The organism is Bacillus sp. FJAT-26390 (genome assembly GCF_001682865.1).
Classification (GTDB): domain Bacteria; phylum Bacillota; class Bacilli; order Paenibacillales; family Paenibacillaceae; genus Pristimantibacillus.
Genome location: NZ_MAQX01000032.1, coordinates 133,230 through 151,808 on the forward strand (window position 1 = coordinate 133,230; position 18,579 = coordinate 151,808).

The 18,579-nt window shown below is 40.6% G+C and carries 20 protein-coding genes and 2 pseudogenes; 7 read left to right on the top strand and 15 right to left on the bottom strand.

The window, feature by feature from the left end; all coding sequences use genetic code 11:
* Positions 1 to 10: 10 nt before the first annotated feature.
* The 4 genes from A7975_RS21505 to A7975_RS21520 form a co-directional block, all read right to left on the bottom strand.
* On the bottom strand, positions 11 to 1,033 hold the full coding sequence (locus tag A7975_RS21505; RefSeq protein WP_065386494.1) for an ABC transporter substrate-binding protein: 1,023 nt from the start codon (positions 1,031 to 1,033) through the stop codon (positions 11 to 13).
* Between the two features lie 248 nt (positions 1,034 to 1,281).
* Positions 1,282 to 2,592, bottom strand: coding sequence for a 6-phospho-beta-glucosidase (locus A7975_RS21510; RefSeq protein ID WP_065386495.1), 1,311 nt, complete (start codon positions 2,590 to 2,592; stop codon positions 1,282 to 1,284).
* Between the two features lie 79 nt (positions 2,593 to 2,671).
* Positions 2,672 to 3,643, bottom strand: a complete 972-nt coding sequence (locus tag A7975_RS21515; protein WP_231637311.1) for an N-acetylglucosamine kinase — start codon at positions 3,641 to 3,643, stop codon at positions 2,672 to 2,674.
* A gap of 120 nt (positions 3,644 to 3,763) precedes the next feature.
* Entirely contained in the window at positions 3,764 to 4,615 is an 852-nt protein-coding gene (locus A7975_RS21520) for an AraC family transcriptional regulator (protein WP_053372704.1), read from the bottom strand.
* Between the two features lie 219 nt (positions 4,616 to 4,834).
* On the opposite strand from A7975_RS21520, the gene A7975_RS21525 reads away from it, so the two are divergent.
* The 3 genes and pseudogenes from A7975_RS21525 (at position 4,835) to A7975_RS21535 (ending at position 7,730) form a co-directional block, all read left to right on the top strand.
* Entirely contained in the window at positions 4,835 to 5,455 is a 621-nt protein-coding gene (locus A7975_RS21525; RefSeq protein ID WP_255314425.1) for a TetR/AcrR family transcriptional regulator, read from the top strand.
* Positions 5,456 to 5,535: 80 nt separating this feature from the next.
* A complete protein-coding gene (locus A7975_RS21530) occupies positions 5,536 to 6,129 on the top strand; it encodes a metal-dependent hydrolase (RefSeq protein ID WP_065386497.1) in 594 nt (197 codons plus the stop codon).
* 154 nt (positions 6,130 to 6,283) lie between these two features.
* A pseudogene (locus A7975_RS21535) lies at positions 6,284 to 7,730 on the top strand (IS1182 family transposase).
* 151 nt (positions 7,731 to 7,881) lie between these two features.
* Here the strand turns inward: A7975_RS21535 and A7975_RS33250 are convergent.
* Positions 7,882 to 8,058 (bottom strand): annotated as a pseudogene (locus A7975_RS33250) (GMP synthase (glutamine-hydrolyzing)); the annotation flags it as partial.
* 247 nt (positions 8,059 to 8,305) lie between these two features.
* Here A7975_RS33250 and A7975_RS21540 point away from each other — a divergent pair.
* Entirely contained in the window at positions 8,306 to 8,968 is a 663-nt protein-coding gene (locus A7975_RS21540; protein ID WP_065386498.1) for a hypothetical protein, read from the top strand.
* Positions 8,946 to 10,118, top strand: coding sequence for a DUF262 domain-containing protein (locus tag A7975_RS21545; protein ID WP_065386499.1), 1,173 nt, complete (start codon positions 8,946 to 8,948; stop codon positions 10,116 to 10,118). Before A7975_RS21540 ends, A7975_RS21545 begins: the two co-directional genes overlap by 23 nt.
* Before the next feature lie 216 nt (positions 10,119 to 10,334).
* Here the strand turns inward: A7975_RS21545 and A7975_RS21550 are convergent, their stop codons facing one another.
* The 9 genes from A7975_RS21550 to A7975_RS21580 all read right to left on the bottom strand — a co-directional run bounded on the left by A7975_RS21550 (position 10,335) and on the right by A7975_RS21580 (position 15,330).
* Entirely contained in the window at positions 10,335 to 10,751 is a 417-nt protein-coding gene (locus tag A7975_RS21550; RefSeq protein ID WP_065386500.1) for a hypothetical protein, read from the bottom strand.
* Positions 10,752 to 11,069, bottom strand: a complete 318-nt coding sequence (locus A7975_RS21555) for a hypothetical protein (RefSeq protein WP_065386501.1) — start codon at positions 11,067 to 11,069, stop codon at positions 10,752 to 10,754.
* Between the two features lie 77 nt (positions 11,070 to 11,146).
* Positions 11,147 to 12,586 carry an EVE domain-containing protein gene (locus A7975_RS21560; protein ID WP_065386502.1) on the bottom strand — a complete coding sequence of 480 codons (1,440 nt, stop codon included), beginning with the start codon at positions 12,584 to 12,586 and terminating at the stop codon, positions 11,147 to 11,149.
* Positions 12,587 to 12,613: 27 nt separating this feature from the next.
* Positions 12,614 to 12,865, bottom strand: coding sequence for a DUF7662 domain-containing protein (locus A7975_RS21565; RefSeq protein WP_065386503.1), 252 nt, complete (start codon positions 12,863 to 12,865; stop codon positions 12,614 to 12,616).
* A gap of 194 nt (positions 12,866 to 13,059) precedes the next feature.
* Positions 13,060 to 13,578, bottom strand: a complete 519-nt coding sequence (locus tag A7975_RS21570) for a GIY-YIG nuclease family protein (RefSeq protein ID WP_065386504.1) — start codon at positions 13,576 to 13,578, stop codon at positions 13,060 to 13,062.
* Positions 13,579 to 13,588: 10 nt separating this feature from the next.
* Positions 13,589 to 13,990, bottom strand: a complete 402-nt coding sequence (locus tag A7975_RS21575; protein ID WP_065386505.1) for a hypothetical protein — start codon at positions 13,988 to 13,990, stop codon at positions 13,589 to 13,591.
* 188 nt (positions 13,991 to 14,178) lie between these two features.
* Positions 14,179 to 14,346, bottom strand: a complete 168-nt coding sequence (locus tag A7975_RS34275; protein ID WP_176707780.1) for a hypothetical protein — start codon at positions 14,344 to 14,346, stop codon at positions 14,179 to 14,181.
* Between the two features lie 59 nt (positions 14,347 to 14,405).
* Positions 14,406 to 14,642 (bottom strand): tyrosine-type recombinase/integrase, encoded by a 237-nt coding sequence (locus A7975_RS35495; protein ID WP_082198365.1) that lies wholly within the window; start codon positions 14,640 to 14,642, stop codon positions 14,406 to 14,408.
* 37 nt (positions 14,643 to 14,679) lie between these two features.
* Complete coding sequence (locus tag A7975_RS21580) at positions 14,680 to 15,330, bottom strand: tyrosine-type recombinase/integrase (protein WP_082198366.1); 651 nt, start codon at positions 15,328 to 15,330, stop codon at positions 14,680 to 14,682.
* 218 nt (positions 15,331 to 15,548) lie between these two features.
* On the opposite strand from A7975_RS21580, the gene A7975_RS35500 reads away from it, so the two are divergent.
* Both A7975_RS35500 and A7975_RS21590 read left to right on the top strand, forming a co-directional pair.
* Positions 15,549 to 15,776, top strand: a complete 228-nt coding sequence (locus A7975_RS35500; RefSeq protein WP_065386506.1) for a helix-turn-helix domain-containing protein — start codon at positions 15,549 to 15,551, stop codon at positions 15,774 to 15,776.
* A gap of 13 nt (positions 15,777 to 15,789) precedes the next feature.
* Entirely contained in the window at positions 15,790 to 16,983 is a 1,194-nt protein-coding gene (locus A7975_RS21590) for an MvaI/BcnI family restriction endonuclease (protein WP_065386507.1), read from the top strand.
* Between the two features lie 21 nt (positions 16,984 to 17,004).
* Here the strand turns inward: A7975_RS21590 and A7975_RS21595 are convergent, their stop codons facing one another.
* Positions 17,005 to 18,363, bottom strand: a complete 1,359-nt coding sequence (locus A7975_RS21595; RefSeq protein WP_082198367.1) for a DNA cytosine methyltransferase — start codon at positions 18,361 to 18,363, stop codon at positions 17,005 to 17,007.
* Between the last annotated feature and the right edge of the window lie 216 nt (positions 18,364 to 18,579).

Below are 18,579 nucleotides of genomic sequence, written 5' to 3' on the forward strand. Positions count from 1 at the left end.
GTCATGGCGCTCATTTTGTTAATGCATTAACGACTTGATCCACGATCACTTTAGAGGAGATCGGGCCGCCGAACACCCAAGTAGAGCCGTCCAGCGCATAAGTGCGTTTTTCCTTGACGAAATTCAGGCCGTTCCATATCGAATTATCTTTTAATCCATTCGAAAAAATATCGTCATCTTTCTGAACGATATAAATGAGGTTGGTATCCTTTACCGCAGGCAATGCTTCAACTGTTGATGTGGTAAAGCCGTATAGCTCAAAAGGCTCCGGTTTCCAATCGTTTTTGAGACCGATGCGATCAAGCGTCTGAACCGCCAAGGAGTTATCCATGAACAAGCGCATCGTCGCCGCGTTTTGATAGCTGAATGCTTGGGTCAGCACATAGTTCAAGCCTTCCTTGCCTGCTGCTGCCAGCTTAGCTTTTGCATCTGTATAATGCTGGTCCAAATCGGAGAGAACTTTGTCTCCTTCAGTCGTCTTGCCAACCGCTGCAGCGATTGTTTTGAAAATATCGATCATCTGCGTATATTGGTCGCCTCCGCCCTCAACCGGGTATAGGCTGAATATCAGCGTTGGCGCGATTCCTTTCAGCTGATCGTAAATCGCCTCATGGCTATCCGTATTCGCAATAATCAAATCGGGCTTCAGGGAAGCGATCGTCTCTAAATTCGGCTCATGCCGGAAGCCGACATCCGTCACAGACGCATCCAAAGGGGCTTTAGAAGTGACCCACTGCTTATAGCCTTCATTGTCAGCGTTACCGATCGGCTGCATGCCAAGCGCGACCATGTCTTCTGTAAACGTCCATTCCAATACGACTACCTTTAGAGCCGGTTTATCCAGCTTGAATTCACCTTTCGCATCCTTAAGGATCATCGGGCCGTTAGCCGTTTCAGCGCTCGCGTTAGTCTCGCCTGCATTTCCGCTTGTCTCGCCGGCTGCTGCTTTATTGCTCGTGTTGTTCGCTCCGCAGCCTGCTGCGACTAGCATGACTGCAATGACCATGATCAAACCCATTAAACGTTTACTCATTTCCTATTACCCCCTATTTATCAAAACCAATGCTTGCCTTCATTTTGTGAAAACCATTATCAGTCTATTGATAATAATTATCATAATCATTAACATCAGTTATCTTATAATCGTTTCACGCCGTTGTCAATGAAAAATATTGTATGTACGCTCTTCTGTGAAACAAACTGAAAAAAAGCAAATAGGAAGGACAGGATCATTAATCCCGGCCTTCCTATTTGCTTCGCTTCGCCTATTCGCAGCAGCTTTTATTCTTGTTTGAAAAAGTTTGGCAGATACGCTTTGTTCGCTTCAAGCATCTCCTCAAGCAGCGCCTTCGCCACTGAGACGCTTGGAACGAGCGGATGATGCACCAACGCTTGCAGCGCGATGCCTCTATCTCCGCTAATTGCCGCTTCGATCGTCAATGCCTCGTACGTTTTAACTGCATGCATGAGTCCTTTAATTTGTTCCGGAACACGCTGCAACGGCATTGGGATCGGACCTTGCGCCGTTACGACACAGTTGACCTCGATGCTGGCATCCTCTGGCAAGAAATCGATAATGTTGCCGTTTCTTACGTTAAGCGTCTGAATATCCCGCTTGTCCGTATACAAAGCGTGCATCAAGTTAACAGCCGCCTCGGAGTAATAAGCTCCGCCGCGCTGCTCAAGCTGCTTCGGCTTCTCATTTAGGTTAACGTCCTTGTACAGCTCAAACAATTCCGCTTCAACCCGGCTAACCACTTCTGCACGCGTGCCGTTTTTCTCCATTGACTGCTTCATATCCGCAAGCATAGCATCCGTCATGTAGAAATAACGGAGGTAATACGTTGGCAGTGCGCCAAGCGAGCTTAGGAAATCCGCATCCCAGTCAAAAGCCGTCACGTTCGTAGCGGAATAATCACGACCGCCGCCGATCATCTCCTGCAGCTTATCCTCGCCGTTTACGTAAGCAGCCGTCACCCAGTGAAGATGGTTGATGCCCACAAATTCCGGCAATACGTCGCTCTCGCTTACGCCGTACTCTTTAGCAAGAAACTTTTGGAAGTTGATAGGCGAATTACATAGGCCAACTGTTTTTACTTTGCTGTATTTCTGTACCGCTTCCGTCACGATACCAGCAGGATTCGTAAAGTTAAGCATCCAAGCATTTGGCGCCAGCTCTTCGATATCTTTACAGATGTCCAGAATAACCGGCACAGTGCGAAGCGCTTTGAACATACCGCCAGGACCTGTCGTTTCTTGTCCGATCACACCATGGGAGATCGGAATATGCTCATCACGTTTTCTTGCTTCAAGCAAACCAACCCGCATTTGAGTCGTAACAAAGTCTGCTCCGGCAATTGCTTCGCGGCGGTCAAGCGTCAATTTCACTTCGATCGGCAGACCCGCCTTCTCCACCATCCGTTTTGCAAGCTCGCCTACGATCGCCAGCTTATGTCGGCCTTCTTCGATATCAACGAGCCATAACTCGCGAATAGGCATCTCGTCGTACTTTTTGATGAAACCTTCTACGATTTCAGGGGTGTAAGAGGAACCGCCGCCGATGACAGCAACTTTAAGTGGTTTTTTGGACATTTTGAATGAGCCTCCCTCAATGTTTTAAAAATGATGATTGCATGCACGGTGTTCATTTTGGAGTGAGTGTTCTATTGGTTTAAAGAGTAATTTTTCTAAGTGCTGCGTCAACTTCTTCGCTGATGACCATACCGCTGCTATCCATCGCGCTCATGACTGCACCTACTACCGGGTCAACCGTAAGCTTGACTGTTTTGGCATGAGGGGCAACCGCAACGACGGCCTCGTTAATGGCGTTAACCATATGTGGAGAGCTTCCGCGCGACAGCACGCTGCCGGTTAGTACGACATCAAACTTTTCTTGCTCCATGCCAAGGCGCTTGATGAGCGCATTGACCGCATTCGCATGCTCACGACCCGCCTCTTCCAAAATGCGGATAGCTACTGCATCGCCCTGCTCTGCTGCCTCAAACATAACCTTAGCAAGCGAATGGGGAGGACGCTTGCCGTTTTCCAAGGCGTCGTCGTACATGTGTTGAATGGTTTCATACCCAAGCCGCTGCGGAACCAGCTCAGTAAGCAGAGTCGCTTGCTCTCTGCCCTCCCAAGCACGGATCGCACTGCGGAAAGCATGGATGGCTAGATCGGTACCCGAGCCGAGTCCATCTCCGAACATATATCCAAAGCCGCCATATTGAAGCTCTTCGCCTTGCTTGTTGCGGGCTGCAGCGTTAAAGCCGGTGCCGCTGATAATAACCGCGCCATACGATTGATGGGTACCCGCGCGCATACCGATCATCGTATCGCATGCGATATCATGTTTTTCAAAGCCTAGCGAAGCAATCATCGGTCGTAAAATAACGTAGTCAGGCTCGCGATCCGCTCCGGCTAGTCCGAAATAAGCGAAGGTCACTTGATCCTTTGATACGCCAGCTTCTTGAAGAGCCTGATTGCAAGCCGTATCAATGCTCGTCTTTGCTCCTTCATACGCCGTTTGGTGGTTGCCATTCCCACCATGCCCTCTGCCTAGTACCTGACCATTCTCGTCAACAAGCAGGGCATGCGTCTTGGTGCCTCCTGCATCTACCCCAAGGAAAATCAATTCGGTCACGCTCCTAGTTTTTTACTTTCGTATGTTAACTATCATTTATACTTTCTTCTATTTTAAAATAAAAAACATCGCTCTTCTAATGAAAAAGAACGATGTTATGATACTATCTTACTATTCTATCTACTCACGTAGCTCGGAAGGCAGCTTGCCTACATGCTGCTTAAACAGCCGATTAAAGTTAGACAAATTACGAAATCCACATTCTGCTGCCACTTCTATAATCTTCTTGTCCGAAGACTCCAGCAGGTGAGCCGCATGCGACAGCCGCAATTGAATTAAATAATCCATAGGCGAGGTTCCGACAACCTGAACAAACAGCGTGCTAAAACGCGAGGGACTGAGATGCGCTGCCTCTGCCAGCTCCTTAAGCGTCCAAGGATAAGAAATGTCAGCCTCGATATCATGCAGTACCCCTCGAATCGTTTCCATCCCTCGTGCATAGGGTGTTCCGGTTTCATTGTTTTTCGAAAAATAACGATTAACAAACGCAAGAAACTGCATGAGCCTTGCCCGAACGACCACCTCAAAATGCGGTTCCTTACGCTCGAATTCGGCTGCCATATCCGAAATGATATCGCCCAGTAGCCCAAGCATCGGATGGGTCCGATCAAGCACCTTATCAAACCGCATGCCTGTATCGCGAAAAGGGATAAGCAGCTCCGCGTCATAACGCTGCTCTAGGGCAAGGTAGGCGGAGTCAAACATAATCACATTCATCACCAGCTCCTCTGATTCGAATGCACGGTGCAGGTCATTGGAACGAATGAGAACGATATCGCCTTGCTGAAAGTCATAACGGCTCCCGTTAATTAAATAATAGCCTCTGCCCTTTTTTATGTAGTTTATTTCAAGCGCCATATGCCAGTGCAGCCTTTGAAAGGTAGGATTAACCCCCTCGGATTGCGAGATGATAATCGGAAAAGCCTGCGGCAGCTCGATAAGGTCTTTGCTGATGGAAGGGAATAGCTTCATTATATTTCTCCTTAAAGGTTTGCTGAAGCAAACCTACTTCGTAAGCGTGTGCTTAGTTTTGCGAATGCAAACCTACTTCGTAAACGTGTGCTTAATTTGAATTATAGCAGATGTTGATTATTGACAACATATGTAAGTGGTGATATTGTATAACCGATGGTTACTAACCATTGGTTATACAACGAAAAGGAGGGTTAACCCATCGCCTCAAAAAAAGAATTGCGATCAGAAGAAACCAAACGCTCTATCATCGCGGCGGCCGAGAAGCTGTTCGGAGAACGCGGCTACGAGTCCGTTACGATAAGGGAAATCGCCAAAGAGGCAGGTTGTTCCCATACGACGATCTATATTTATTTTCAGGATAAGGAAGCTCTCCTTCACGCTCTCTCGATGCAGCCCTTGCAGCAGCTTAAGGTTAAGCTGGACGCTCTAGTTGTCGATGGTTTTTTGACCTCCGACGAGAAGCTGCAGCGGTTAAGCGAGCAGTTTATTCGATTTTGCCTCGAAAACCGCAGCATGTATGCTATTTTTTTCGAAGTAAAATCCGTACGGGTGGACGAAGCAGAGCCTGAGCTTGAGATTAATCGCATGCGCAATCAAATGTTCAATATTATTGTGCAGGTTTTAAAAACCAACCTTAATTTGACAGAAGGCGAGCAGCTCCTTAGCTTCTCACGCATTTATTTCTATATGCTGCGCGGCATCGTCGGCACCTATACATTGTCGGAGGAGACTGTCGATTCGATAATGACCCGACTATCAAACACCTTTCACGTTGCCTTTGAGTCATTGCTGCTTGGCTTTAATGCTCAGCTTCAGGAAAGCAGGAAAAAACATTGACCTTTTTATTGTTTATTTTCTTGTTCGCTGCTTTGTGCGGCTGGCTTGATGCGCGAATAATACCGAAGGGGGAACAATAGATGTTTGCTGGACATTTTGGACTTGCAGCTGCTGTAAAAGCGATGGAACCGCAGGTTCCCTTATGGGCGCTAATGGCGAGCACGCAGCTAATGGATATTGTCTTTATCCCGCTGCTGCTCTCCGGCGTAGAATCACTCGAGCCGATTGGCGATGGCGGATACGGCAAAACCATTATCCATGCCGACTATACGCACTCCCTCGTCGGTGCGCTGCTTATATCGGCTATCGCCTGCTTCATCGCATGGCGCATTTGGAATATGCGAAGCGCAATTGTCATCGGATCGCTTACCTTTAGCCACTGGCTTATCGATTTGGTTGTGCATCGAAGCGATATGCCGTTTTTTCCTGGAAACTGGGGAGACCTGCCGCTGCTTGGATTCCGGCTATGGCAATTTCCGGTCATAAGCGCCGCTGCGGAGATTGTACTGGTTCTGATAGGAGCTATTTTGTACTTTCGATCCGTCATTGCAAGAGCAAAGAAGACTGAGAAAACAGAGAAGAAATCAAAAGCAATAAAGCAGGCCTATGGGATCGGCTCGTTGATGGCATTTTTTCTTGTTTTATCGTTCGTTACTGATTATTTGGGGTTATGATCTAACTCCTGTTGCCAAAAAAAAACCGCTGAGACATGTCCGAGGCCACTGAAAAAGTCAAACTGAACAAAGGTGTAGTTTTCTCACAAAAATGTGAGGAGACTGCACTTTTTTCTTGTATACTTTTAGTATCATTGGAATAAGGGTGAGTCGAATGATTCAAAAACAACAAGCTTTGGTGTTAAGTCCTATGTTGAACTCTATAATTTGATTGTACCTATAGATAATTTGCTTCGACAAATTAATGAACTCGTGGATTTTTCATTCATATACGAAGAACTTCAAGTCAATTACTGCCTCGATAACGGTCGTAATGCCATTGATCCGATCCGAATGTTTAAATACTTATTGCTGAAGGCTATTTTCGATATGTCCGATGTCGACATAGTTGAGCGATCTCGGTACGATATGTCCTTCAAATATTTTCTGGGAATGGCCCCAGAAGACCCCGTTATGGATCCTAGTTCCTTAACCAAATTTCGAAAACTTCGTTTAAAAGATTTGAATTTGCTGGATTTGCTCATTGAGAAAACCGTGTCACTTGCCATTGAGAAGGAAATCCTCAAGAGTACGTCTATTATTGTCGATGCTACCCACATGAGAGCACGCTACAACCAGAAGTCTCCTCAAGAAATTCTACAGGATCGTGCACGCAAGGTGCGCAATACTCTCTACACCCTAGACGAAAACCTAAAGGGCAAGCTTCCTGCTAAAAATACCAGCACCACTTTAGAAGATGAGCTCAGCTATTGCCAAAAACTCATCCACACCATAGAAAATGAGTTAAGAGTTCCGCTAGTTTCCAAACTTCTGGAACCGCTTAACCTGTTGAAGGAGACCGTTCAAGATGATGTAGAGCAGCTTCGAATTTCGGAGGATGTTGATGCGCGGGTTGGGCACAAGAGTGCGGACTCCTCTTTCTTTGACTACAAGAAACATCTAGCTATGACAGAAGAACGTATTATTACAGCAGCCATCGTCACAACAGGTGAAAAGAACGACGTTAAGCAGTTGCAAACACTCATTGAAAAAAGTATAGCCGTAGGCATGGATGTCCGAACGGTGATTGGCGATATGGCGTACTCAGAAAAGGACAATCTCATCTACAGCAAGACAAACGATATTGAACTATATCCAAACTAAACCCCGTGGTTATCCAAGGGAACCGAAAGAAAGAAGAAGAGTTTGAGTTCAACAAAGACGCAGGTATGTATGTGTGTAAAGCCGGTCATTTGGCGATGCGGAAAGCTCGGCAAGGGAAAAAGGGCGTCGGCAAAACCAGGTGACAACCTTCTATTTTGATGTGTCCAAGTGCGAGCGCTGTCCTCTTCGGGAAGGGTGCTACAAGGAAGGGGGGGACGAAAAGCTATTCCGTCAGCATAAAGTCCGACGAACATTCCGAGCAAATAACCTTTCAAGAGAGTGAAGATTTCAAAGCGAAGTCGAAGGAACGTTACAAGATTGAAGCTAAAAACAGTGAACTGAAGCACAGACACGGGTACGATGTAGCCACATCCTCGGGTCTATTAGGAATGGAACTTCAAGGAGCGATGGCGATTTTTGCAGTGAATCTAAAGCGAATTTTGAAGCTCAACGATTGAAACTGGACGTCCCTAAATACCAAATACAGCAAAAGAAGACATCTTCCCGAGTGGGCGATGTCTTCTTTTTGTAAATGAACAACCATCTAAACTGAATGCGCGAGTTCTTCAGTGGCCTCAGACATGTCTCAGCGGCTTTTTCTCGTTAATGCTATTCCCACTCGATCGTAGCAGGCGGTTTCGACGTAACGTCATAGACGATACGGTTAACGTTGTCTACTTCGTTTACGATACGTACGGAGATTTTCTCAAGCACATCCCAAGGAATACGTGCCCAGTCAGCGGTCATTCCGCCAATGGATGTAACTGCGCGGATACCTACTGTGTATTTCAATAGAGTTAATTACTATTCAGTTATTGCGTTATTTTATATATCAATTGTAGCGGGCAAAACGGACTATTTCAATTAAAATCTCAAAGCAGATCACATAAGTTAATATTTAAGATAAGGTTTGGAAACCTGATTAATCTAATGACTGAAAGCATTTAATAATGTTGTAGTTTATGTTAAGTTATAATATAGAATTTCCAGTGATTAGCAGCTAAACTACGAATTAAGGGGTTGGAGATAAAGCATGAGTTTGGAAGAAGAAATAGCATCAAAACCTTCTTACGTTGGTAAAACTATCGAATATTTCAAATTAAACCAGACAAACAACCTAGATGATTATTTAAAAAGACTATATTTTATCTATCCCACACTACATGTCGACCATGATCAACTTGGGAATATAATTAAAGAAGCCCAGAGGAGGTTTGGGACTTCCTTCCATTATATAAAGGTGATTGGTTCTAAACATCAAGGGTTTAGCTTTATTGATAAAAATAATAATGGACAGATCAAATATGTAGAAGATACCTCTGATATTGATCTAGCAATTATTGACTCTGATCTATTTAACAAACTCTCTACGAACACACTTATTGAAACTGAAAACTTTGCGTTAAGAAATAAGTTCAAGTCGCCTTTTGTCGACAGAGCTGGTAGGCAGTTTAATTACTTTGAATATTATAAAAAAAATATAATGTCAGGATTTATTAGGCCAGATAGCCTTGGATGCTATAAAGATAGAAAGATATTCGATGATTTTTCAAAAGATATGAAGGCTGATTATGGTATTAAAATTTCTGCTGCAATTTATTTGAATGAAATAAGTTTTATTTTACGTTTAAGCAAACAAATTCGTGAATTTTATGATATGGAGGAAGTTAGAGATGGACTTAAACGAGAAGTTTGAGATTAAATCAGAGTCGTTAGGTGAATTATTTGTAAAAATGAACAATAAAACTCTTATTTACGACCCATACTATCAGCGTAATTTTGTGTGGGACACAGAACACCAAAAGGAATTTATAAGAACAATACTACTTGGTTTACCTTGTCCAATGATTTTTGTTGCCGAAGGCGATATAGATTTGGACACACACGTCAAATACTTACATATAATTGATGGACAGCAACGAATGAGGACTGTAGAGAAATTTCTAAATAATGACTTAGAAGTCGACGGAAAGCAATATAAGGGACTAGAGCAAGACGAGAAATTAAATTTCTCAAAGTATCAAATCGGCACCGTTAGATTAAAGTATAATCCTGAACAAGATATAGCCGAGATAACAAAGATTTTCCAACGGTTAAATATTGGCAACTATGAATTAACAAGCACCGAAAAGACTCTTTCTAAGTTTTCTGACAACGAATTTGTTTTTCTTGCACGCCTAATTAGCAACGATAAAGTGTTAACCTCTTCTGCCCAAAATGGAGAAGAAGCAGACGATGAGATAAGTGATGATACTGACGAAAATGAAGTAGTTGTCGAAAGCCTAGTAAATTTCAGAGAAAATCCCTTTATTACAAAAGAATTTAAGGATTGGGCAGAAAAGAAAGACTTCTCTAAATTTAAATCATTCTTTTTAAACGAGGAAATCTATAGCATTCAACAAATTAAACGAAACATAAATACCAAGGATGTAATTGATTTAATAGGTATAGTGATGAACAAAGAGTTTCACGGAAGAGTTCTTGATGATGAAGAAATTGAAGGACTTACCTCTGATGTATTGAATCAAAAAAGTGTAATTTTCATCAAATTCGATAAAGCCATTGAGATATTCAATAAAATAACGATCCCAGAGGTTCCCGGTTTTCGAAAGAAAAAATATTTCTTGCTAAGAAGCAACGCTTTTACATTATTATTAGCCCTGCTTCTTAATTACGAATATCTTGATCATATCGATATTGGCAAACTTAACACAGAACTCGAGCAATTCTGTGTTTCTTTACCGGGGGATTATGTAGCAGCTGCGAAAAATAGCAACATGGATAAGAAACAGAGGGCGATCAGACATGAATACGTTGAATTAATGATTAAACGATGTATTGAATAAATATAAGCCGATTTGTTACTGAACATCAGTAATTAAATCGGCTTATTAGTTTTCTTTAAGATATAGTTGCACTCTTGCCTGCGGATCTGCCTCTCTTAGCTAAAACATTCGTTTTATTCAAAAGAAAGAAAAAAACACTGCATTGAGTAGCGGCCAGAACATTCGCATTGTCGGTTATTAAATCGAGTTATCTTTGCGGCATAAAACTAAAATAGATCAGATACAGTTTTTCGTAATATATTGCCAAACCTTTAGCCCAAAAGGATAAGCAACCAAGATCATTGTTTGGTTCCATTGAATTTTATAATCATTCCCTGCAACACTTCTTATTACAGAAGTTAGTTCATCCGCTCTTAAAGGCGTAGCCAACCTTTCAAAACGATTGAGATTCATATAGTGCTCCTCGTTTACATCTCCATTGTAATCTGCCGTTTCGACAATACCTGTGGCTATCCCTCTTGCAATAATTCCTGTGTCGTTGCTGTATAAATATACAATATCGTTTGCTTCTATTGTATCTATGTAGTATTTCCAAGGTGTATAGTAAGCCGCGCATTTTTCGTTTTGAAGCATTAGTGGTTCATCATTAGGATTATGGGTCTTATTTGTGTTTATGATATAAACCTTTGGCATTTAAAGTCCTCCGTTATTTTTATTTTCTTCAGGAAAGCAATCTGAACCTAGACAATGCCGCCATCTTTCAATTCCTCTATACTCGTCTGCAAAGCCATCTAATGCTTGTAGGTTATTTGAACACACTTTTTCATACCTCGCCTTCGTTCCTCTGGCGTGTAGTCTTGAACATGTTACTCGGTGTATGATATTCATTTCATTCTGTTTATCTGTACCCTTGAAGAAATTAAAGACGTAGCCATTAGGATTTTCATTGCACCAAGTAGTAAACTTTCCGTTCGCATCTGCATCATTTCTTGTCCAGAAGCGCTCAAACATATTTTCCTCTCCTTAAGTCTTTAGATCAGCAATAAATTAATATTTATATACGTTACTTATTGCTGCCAATAAAACCTTTACACAGAAGTCTTTGTTTTTCCATTCACAATTTCCGCGAGTTGTTCTACAGTAGCAAGTGGTTTCTTATGTATCATGCGGTGACAATTAGCGCACAGCAGCGCTAAGTCCTCTACCTTGGTTGTTTCTCCTGCTTTCATTTCGGAAACCATCTTCTTGTGGTGACCTTCTATGAAATCTTTACCCCGATCTCCATAAACAGCAGTAAAATCAAACTCACAAACTTCACAATATAAGCGTCCATGCTTCTTCAAAAATAGAGCCTTTGCTTGTTTCACTACTCTCGGTTTACGCTCTCTCATGCGATGAAGTCGATAATATACTTTGCCCTCTGGATACTCTTCACCTTCTTCATCTGTTGAGAAGTCAGTATCTTCTTGATACAGATTTTCAGAATATCGCAATAAAGAAGCAATTATAACAATATGTATTGATCTTCCTGTTCCTGTCGAAAGATGATCTACCGCTGAAGAAATATCCGTTTCGCTGAAGAAACCTTTGTGAGCATCAACTAACCCAAGATGATGGAGAATGCCCATTGAGAACCAACCTTTTGAATAATCTGCATTTTCACCCAATATGCTTTTATCTAGCCATCGGTGAGAATTGCCGCCAATTATATATTCGTAAACAACCCGATCTCTTAACTGTTCTGGATACTTCTTATATTCACGATCTCTGTCTTTTGGTTCTAGTGGCGGAAATATTGTCAATTTTTTTTTGTTAAACCATATTTGACGTAATAATTCCGCATGACGCTTATCTAATAGATAGTTTGTTTCATTCGCCATTTTCAAAATACGTAAATTGCAAAGTTCATCATGTTCAAGCAAAACGGTTCGTTGGATAAAGCCTTGATAAATCTTGGTTTCATGAACTTCCAACGGAATATGTATAAACATTTGAAGCCCTTCCTCCGCATATTGCATATCAGTAAGATCATCTTCGTATTCCTCTGGGGAACCTATTACGATTGTTCTTGCAATGATGCCGCCTGTTCCTTTTTTACCTCCGTCGGCTCGCCAGATAAATACCTCATCACCAATCTGAAGTTTGTCAATGAAGTGCTTCTGATTAACTGGTAAGAATATATTCTTTCTATCTGAAAGATAAGCGTCAATATTGAACTTTTTGGGATTTACTTGAAATATCCATGTATTTAATACGTTTGTCTGTTTCTTTAAGTCAGCAATAAATTCGTAATAAGAGTCTTCATCTTTTAACACATACTCAATATCATGATTTACATAAATGGATAACTTGCTTTCATTAAAGAAAAAATATCTATACAAGCGGTAATCGCATCCGTTTATTTCGATTTCATTTAACAACTCCCAGTCGGATGTATTTTCTAAGTAATCCTTCTTGGAGAACGATTTATCGTACAATTCATATTTTAATTGTTCTATTTCTTGTTCAATAGTTTTCGTATATACCAATCCCTATACATAAATTACATTGCTGAATTACTCTTTAATGAAAGTCACTCTTTTGCCAAGCACCACATCTGCTGTTTTCCAGCCAGCAGATCGCCATGAGCGAGCGTGAGAATGGTTTCCATCCTCTTCATTTGCCCACCATGCGCTGTATTTGTATGCTGATGTTGGGAGTTTGAAGCGCAATATATCTTCGATTTCTGCTAAGGTTAGTGATTTGTTTTTCGCTGCAATTTGCCGCGTTAGGTAATCAGTTAAAGTTGAATACTTGCCGTTATACATGCCTATCACTCCGAATTAATGGATTAGTTCTTTAATCCTAATTTTACCATGCAATTTGATAGTTGTAATTCAAATCTTCTTACTTGGCTTGATCTTCGGAAGCGCCTATCCCATTCTGGAAACCAACTTCCCAACAAACGGTAAAAAGGCACGCCCCCCTTAGCTAAAACAATCGTTTTATAAAAAAACCATCCTTAATTGGATGGTTTAACTTTCTTCCCTCTGGTATTCCAAACTAATATATTACTATGTTTTTCAATTAGGATAGCTTCAACAGCCAATCTTAAATAATCTGGTTTTGTCTTGACAAATGATATTCCAATCTCCTGACCTTCAAGAACAGCTTCCTTTACTAAATCTAGTTTCGCACCAGTGCCTTTGTTTTTCTTGACAAGATGGTTCCTTATTCTTTGGCGAGAACTACTCCCTCCCTTGGTATGTCCAATATATCTTAATATCCATTTCTCATTTACTGTTCTACGAGTAAACAACGCATAAACCCCACTACTTCCAGCAACCGAATTTAATATTACTTCATTTATTGAGTCAATATCTTTTTCAGACCCTTCCCATTTTTTTATACCTTTTGCACTATATAGCTTTTTCGGATACGTAAAAACATTTACATTCATTGAATCAAGAAGAGAAGCTTCGCAGTCATTTACAAAACTTTCTATTTGTGAAACGTCATTCATATTATGTTCTGCAAACATATTATCCTCCTTATTTTAGTTGGAAGCGTCCTCTACCAATTTTTATTACCAATTCACTCTTGTTAAGGTGATTCCAAACTGAATCTGCTTTACTTTTGTCATTAATACCGCTAATAACTTGACGCTTTTCAATCTCTTCTTTGATCTCTTGATAATGTGCTTGACCGCCCAATATCTTTAATGCTTTGATAGCCGCATCACCAATTTCTGAACCCCTTAAAAGTGTTTGAGTTACAGCAGCTTTTTCACCTGTTAATTTTTCCAACTCATTTTGAAATGTACTGATAGCCGTATCATTTTGCCTTATTTCGACTTGAATTTGTTCCATCTTACTTCGTAATGAGTTTCTTTCATTAACCTTTTCTTCAATCATCTGACGTAGCAATTCGACCCTTTGGGGCAGATTGTTCATTAGCTAATCACCCACCATAATTTTATTACTTTAACAATAGCACTATTTAAATAACACTTCAATATTTACTTATTAAGTATCTTTTTAAGTTAATATATAAAAAAGAAAAAGCGCCTTCTTTATTGGCGCTCGTCAGTTAAATTTATATCAAGTTTATTTCTTCCGTAAATTCTAACTCTAAATACCTGTTACAATACGTGCTGAATGTCCGCAATCTTGCTATCTAGTGCGTTTTGAATTGCTTCTTCGATTTCATCTTTAGTCAATCCTTCGGACGTGAGCAATTTTCTTATTTTGCTTTCAATCTCATTTTGTTCTGTTTCGGACAATTCGACTACATAGATTTTTCTAGTCATTTTTAACACTCTCCAATTTTTAATAGGCGGATTGTCGTCAGTTGATCGTTTTTGTTTTACTATATCGAATTGATAGCTTTCCTTAAATCCTGCCGCGATGGCTCTACATACCTTAATGTTGTCTGAATTGAATCATGTCCAGCAAGTTTAGCTACGTTCTGAATTGGTACCCCTGCATTGACAAGGCTCTTACAAAATAGGTGTCTTAACGAATAGCATGAGTGCTGCCCTTCCAATTTCACTCCCTTTTCTGATCTCTCCAACAGCCCACAGCGCTCAAAATAACTGTCAACCATAAAAGCAATGGCTCTAGTTGTTATTTGCCCCGATCGCTCAGACGAACATATATGGACTTCTCCTATGTATTTCTTTTTGGCTTTCCAAGCGATATGAAATCCAAATTTTTAGCGCCTTCTTCAAATCATTATGTAAGGGCAGCGACCTGTACTTCCCACCTTTACCATCAACAACTGTTATGTAACCCTGTTTGAAATCAACATGGTCAATTTTCAGATCGCTGACTTCTTCAACCCTTAAACCTGCCAATCGCATCGTTTCAACAATGGCTTTATCCCTCGCCTGCTTGATCTCGTTCTTTTCGATTTCCAGCGCATACAACAATCTGTTCTGTTCTTGTTCAGTTAGCCATTTTGGGGCATTAATTTGCTGGATACGTTTCATTTTTACTTTGATCGCTGGATTTATATCTACATGCCCGACTTCAACAGCCCAACTAAAGAACGTCTTTAGTACGGCGATAGCTTTATTAAAGGTCGCAGGCTTCTGCTCCAAAGTATTCATTAGATATGACCGATAATCCATTATTAAGATCGGTGTAACTTCGTTCGTGTTAAAAACCTTTCCTTCCGTCTGTTCATACCAAGTTATGAATTTCTTTAATTCACTACCATATGAGCGTACTGTTTTTTCACCCTTGTCCTCGTATTGTAACCACGTCTGAAAGTCGGCATGATAGTCTATCACTCATACACCCACTTTGTTATGTATTATCAGATTAATTTATATGTTTAGAATCACGTATTATCAGATGAATTGTCAAATATTTCTCATTATTTCATCTGATAATATTATTTAGAAGATGAGTATTAAAGCCCTGTTCTCCAAAAAAATTCAACCTATAGGTAGTTTTATACTGGAACTTAACCGGGTATTCTAAAGGCACAAGCAAGGAGTGATGGAAAATGTATACACTACACAATGTGAAATATCAGTTAGGCTTGAATGTCTATAACTTGCGGAAGGCAAAAGGATTGACACAAAGTGCATTAGCTGAAATGGCCCAGCTTTCCTCGAAATACATTAGCCGCCTTGAGAATGGAGAGGAAAATACATGCTTGGATACATTGGTTAAGTTATCCAACGTGTTCGAGGTAGAATTATCAATCTTGCTTACCTTTGACGAAGATTAGGAGGGGCTGACAAGTGAACTTATTTAGATCAGAATCACAGATTGAGGATGTTTTTTGCAAAGTATTAACCCCGAATGACGATAGTGGCCGACATGGTGTGCTTATCCCTGTATTTGCATACTGGATGTTTCCTAACTTCCCTTCTTTTGTTCCCGGCGCTCCAATTAACTATGAAGAACCTATAGTGACCTATTGGAAGGAAGCAGCTGGCTGGGACAGAAAGGAAAGCAAATGGAAGCATTATCATCGTTACCCCGAAAGAAGAATGACTTCACTCTCTCCTGAATTATTAAACAACAAAGTACCCGGTTCGCTTGTTGTTGTCGCAAAATTAAAAGGAGGGTATGAGTACGAATGTTTAGTCATTTCTCCGCAGGATAGCAATTACCGGGACATAGGTAAGCTATTCAAATTAAGTGAGAGTGATGGAATTTTTGCAGGGGCATCTATCCTACCGTTCTCCAGCTTATTTGTTCAGACACAATCTGCTCTTGATGAACTGGTTGACAAAATAAAAGTCATTAGTCAAATGAATTACGTGACAAGTTTAAGAACAGGAGATACCGGTATTGGCTTCACATTCGAAACGCTACTCGGAATAGATGCCAATTCGGACAGAGCCCCTGATTACAAAGGGATCGAAATTAAAACATCTCGCTCAAAACAAGTTAAAGCTAGAAGAAAATCGCAAACCGGGAAACAAACCCTCTTTTCCCTAATCCCCAATTGGGGTAAAGCCAGAGATCGAAGAGGGTTAATCCAACAATACGGTATAGACGACCCATCAAGAAACCGGATCGGTTTGTATTGTACCATCAAAGTCGTTCCCAACCCATATGGATGGAATCTTGAAATAGATGAATCCGAAGGTATTATTTACGGTTGTAGAAATGGTGAGCGAATAGTTTACTACAACATAAATGACCTGAAAGAAGCGCTCGAGAGCAAACACAAGGAAAGCGTCTTTGTAACTGCACATTCAAGGGTTAGAGATGGCAATGAGGAATTTCATTATGATTCCATTGTTCATTGCCAAGATGTTCAATTCACTGAATTTATTGACATGATAAAGGAAAACATAATTGGGCTTGATTTTGCTATTAATCAAAAGCCAGATGGAAAAGTCAAGGATCATGGTTTTTTATGGCGCTTGGACAATAAAAAATACCTTCTACGACTTTTCAAGTACGTACAAGAAGTGTTGTAAAAAAAGAAGAAGTACACTTAGTTAAGTTACTAGGTGTACTTCTTTTTGCACAAGCACCTTTTTGATTTCGCTTGCGATTGCTTTAGCCAATAAAGGTGGAACAGCATTACCTACTTGGGTATATTGTGGAACCTCTTCTCTTCTTCTTTGACCACCTGTTGTCCTTTTGCCGAGAAATTCAAAGTTATCATCAAAAGACTGTAACCTTGCAAGTTCTCTAACTGTAGGTATCCTGTTTTCGAGTGGAACAAGGAAATCATCTGGCAAAGTAACTACTGTTGGGGCCACACTATCGCTTAAATAACGATAACGATTACTTTTCTTTGTTATCAATGCTTCAAGTAAAACTTGATCTACGTCCCCCTGACTGAACTTCATAACAAGTTCTTCTTTAGATACTAAATCCTGCACCTTCTGCAAACAGTCCTGCAATAAAAGTGGATATTCATTAAGGTTGACACCTTGAGCCTTGATTCTTTTTATTAAGTTTGAAGTTGTTTCGCCTTCTTGGTATAAGGAAAACCGCTGTTTTATTAAGTCATTATGATTAGCTAGATCGTGATTACGAATTATACGATCATAATTAACTCTCTCCCCTGTAATTGTACGTGTTCTTCCTTTAATTGAATCATTTTGATATTGGCTGACCTTTAAGTTCAAACTTGTTTTTAATTTTTCATCTTTTATTAAATCTCCAATAGCATCTAATACTGACACTTTTGATTCTTCGCTTAGAGTAGTCGGTTCAGGATATACTGGGGCTCTCTGCCCGGTACGATATGCAAGAAATATTACTCTTCTGCGTCTTTGTGGTACTCCAAAATCAGACGCATCAAGACTTTCTGGTTCTAAATATGAATAGTCTATTTCTTTGAGTTCACTCTTTAATAAATCAGGGACTAGACTGTTGTCAGGATAAACTTTGCCTGTAACACCAATAAATCCATCCAATCGAGTATCTCGGAATCCTTCAACATTCTCCATCACAACATATTTCGGTTGAATCTCGCTTATAACTCTTATATATTCCTTAAAGAGCATGTTTCTCGGATCATCTTTTTTTCTTAGTCCTGCCCTGCTGAATCCTTGACAAGGTGGGCCACCAAAAATTGCATCAATTTCCGGCAAAGGTTGGTTTTTGTAAATCTTTAATTGTGAAATTGAATCGAAAATAACGTCTTTCGACAACTCCCTAATATCGGCTCTCTTAAAAAAGGTATTCTCACCCTGTATTAGACCTAACTGTTCATGTCTATGAGTATATGTTTTTTCAACAAATTCATTTATATCACTTGAAAAAACTATATGAAATCCAGCTTGAAGAATACCCTCGCTCATGCCACCGGCACCACAAAAAAGATCAATAGCAATAGGCTTCAAGTCTATTCCTCCTTACATTCCTCTATTGCATATTTATCAGAATATCAGAAATCCCCCTGAATGTCCAGGGCTATCCTTAATTTAGTAGTTGCTGATCTGACGTGATAATTATTCCTGACATTTACCTCACCACCTAATAAAAATAAAAAAGCACATCGTAATAAAGCGGATTGCCGCTAATTACGAGTGCTTCTCGTTATTGCATATTATATACTT